The sequence below is a fragment of the Companilactobacillus suantsaicola genome, assembly GCF_004745525.1.
GTDB classification, from domain to species: domain Bacteria; phylum Bacillota; class Bacilli; order Lactobacillales; family Lactobacillaceae; genus Companilactobacillus; species Companilactobacillus suantsaicola.
Map to the genome: position 1 here is coordinate 1 of NZ_RKLY01000060.1, position 2,255 is coordinate 2,255.

Genomic DNA, 2,255 nt, shown 5'->3' on the forward strand with positions numbered 1-2,255 from the left:
ACTTTTACAATATCCGGCTTTTCGTCCATTAAAAATACCTCACCATTTATTTTGATGAGGTAATCATATCGCTTATTGTGGACCGAGAGAATACGGTCGGTTATTTACTGCTTACGAAATTGCTATGTTATGTTCCGCGTTTATGCTGCAAGTTTAGGAGTAAAAAGTAGCTATGTCCCAAGCTCTTTTTTCTTGTCTTGCGATAAGTGGTATTATTAAAAAATATTATTTTTATGAGGTGTCTCTATGAGTATTAAATTAGTTGCATTTGATATGGACGGAACGTTTTTAAATGATCAGAATACCTACAATCATCAACGTTTTGGTGAAATTTTAAGACAATTACGAGCTAAAAATATTCGTGTTGTGGCAGCTAGTGGTTCTCAATATCAACGCTTACTGGACCAATTTAGTGAGTTCAATTCAGAAATGGATTTTGTCTCACAAAATGGAGCGGCTGTTTACAGTGAAAATCAACCACTTCTGATCAAAGCGATGCCCAAAGATGCCGTGACACAAATTTTGAATGTCATCAATCAAGAGTTTTCACCGAGTGACATTGCGGAACATTTAGTAGTTGGACTCAAATCGGCTTACGTTGATCAAAGTATTTCGCAAGTGGCCTTTGATTTGACTTATCAATATTACAATCATTTACAAAAAATCCCTGATTTGGCTACGATTACGCCCCAAAAATTGCAAGATCAAATCACTAGTATCGGCATAACTTTCCAAGCAGGAGTCGATTTTAAGAAAATGATGGGTAAATTGCGTGGGAAGCTGCCAGACGAATTGTCTAGTCAGACTTCTGGTTTTAATACCGAATTGATCAGTGAAAGTTCCGTCAATAAAGCTAGCGGTTTAAGGGAATTGCAACGTCGTTTTAATATCGCCGATGATGAAATTATGACTTTTGGTGATAATGAAAATGACCTAACAATGCTGAAGATGACGCCATTTGGCTATGTTGTTGACAATGCTGAACAAAAAATTAAAGATCAAGTAACTCATTTCACAGAGTCGAATAATGACGAAGGTGTTTTGAACGTTTTGAATCAGTTAACATAAAAACGCTGTTAGATTTTTATTAAATAATCGTGGTATACCAAAATTCTCTGACATGCAATAATGTGTTGGAGGAAAAGAATAACGATGAAAAAAACACTAATGCTTTTATTTACACTAGTATTTGTTTTACCATTATCCGCTTGCTCTAGTGGTTCAGTGAGTTCAATTAATACTGTGATTACCAAGAAAAATCTCAATACCTGGCAACAACTAACGGCACAATTACCGGTAGTCCAGGCTAATAAAGAGGGCAGTAACCAAGGTTTTACGATAGCCGATTCAATTGGAAAGGAATCAGTGATTGAAGGCACGGTCTACAATCTAAAGAAGCTGAATGTTAAAGCAAATCACGCTCACACACGAGTTTCAGTTCATGTGGACAAAGTGATCAATGGTGATAAGAACCTTCAAAATAAAGTAATTGATTTAGTATTTGATGGAGGAATCACAACTACTAATTCTTGGTATAAGAATAAAAATCAAACTCGTGAAGCCGATCACCACATAATGGTTGAGTATAATCAGAACAAACTTCCTAAAATTGGTTCGAAAGTTGTCGTTGAAGTCAATCCCGTTGATTTAAATGATGAAAGTGGCAATTTAGAGTTGTTACGACAAAATAAAATGGATTTAAATAAAACTTATAATTGGCAAGCTTTAGGTGCTAATTATTCGTTCTAAAAGCAGTCAGAAGTGATGGAAAGTCACACTGGCTGCTTTTTTGATAAATTAATCCATATAAAATATAAAAATATAGATTGTCATATTTATTGTCATTATGTATATCAAACTCGATAATTGACCCAATAAGAGGGAGCAATTACTATGAAAAAAGCTAAACAACAAGAAATTTTTGAATTGGAATCACAAATGCTGACAGACTTAGAAAATGTTTATAACAATTTTGAATTGCAGCCTCGAACTGACTTAAGGGAATTAATTGGTGAGGCAATTGAGCAGATCAAAGAAACTCAAGATATAGATATGGTTTCAGCTTTGTTATGTAGACAAATTACCAAAGCATATTTAGATAACCGTCAGAATTTTCCCAATTCATTGATACAATTGTATTGGCGAATTTTATAATCAAGTTAGCCACCTTAAGAAAAACTAAATAAAAAAACACCAAGACGTAAAAATCAGTTATCATTGGAGTTCCGACACTAACAATGAAAGAGGTTTTTCGT

At 34.3% G+C, this 2,255-nt stretch carries 3 protein-coding genes; all 3 read left to right on the forward strand.

What is annotated here, in order from left to right; translation table 11 throughout:
* Positions 1-246: 246 nt before the first annotated feature.
* The 3 genes from EGT49_RS12315 to EGT49_RS12325 all read left to right on the forward strand — a co-directional run bounded on the left by EGT49_RS12315 (position 247) and on the right by EGT49_RS12325 (position 2,154).
* Entirely contained in the window at positions 247-1,068 is an 822-nt protein-coding gene (locus EGT49_RS12315) for a Cof-type HAD-IIB family hydrolase (protein WP_135374700.1), read from the forward strand.
* Positions 1,069-1,152: 84 nt separating this feature from the next.
* Complete coding sequence (locus EGT49_RS12320; protein ID WP_135374702.1) at positions 1,153-1,749, forward strand: hypothetical protein; 597 nt, start codon at positions 1,153-1,155, stop codon at positions 1,747-1,749.
* Positions 1,750-1,893: 144 nt separating this feature from the next.
* Positions 1,894-2,154 carry a bacteriocin immunity family protein gene (locus EGT49_RS12325; RefSeq protein ID WP_135374704.1) on the forward strand — a complete coding sequence of 87 codons (261 nt, stop codon included), beginning with the start codon at positions 1,894-1,896 and terminating at the stop codon, positions 2,152-2,154.
* The last annotated feature ends 101 nt before the right edge of the window (positions 2,155-2,255 follow it).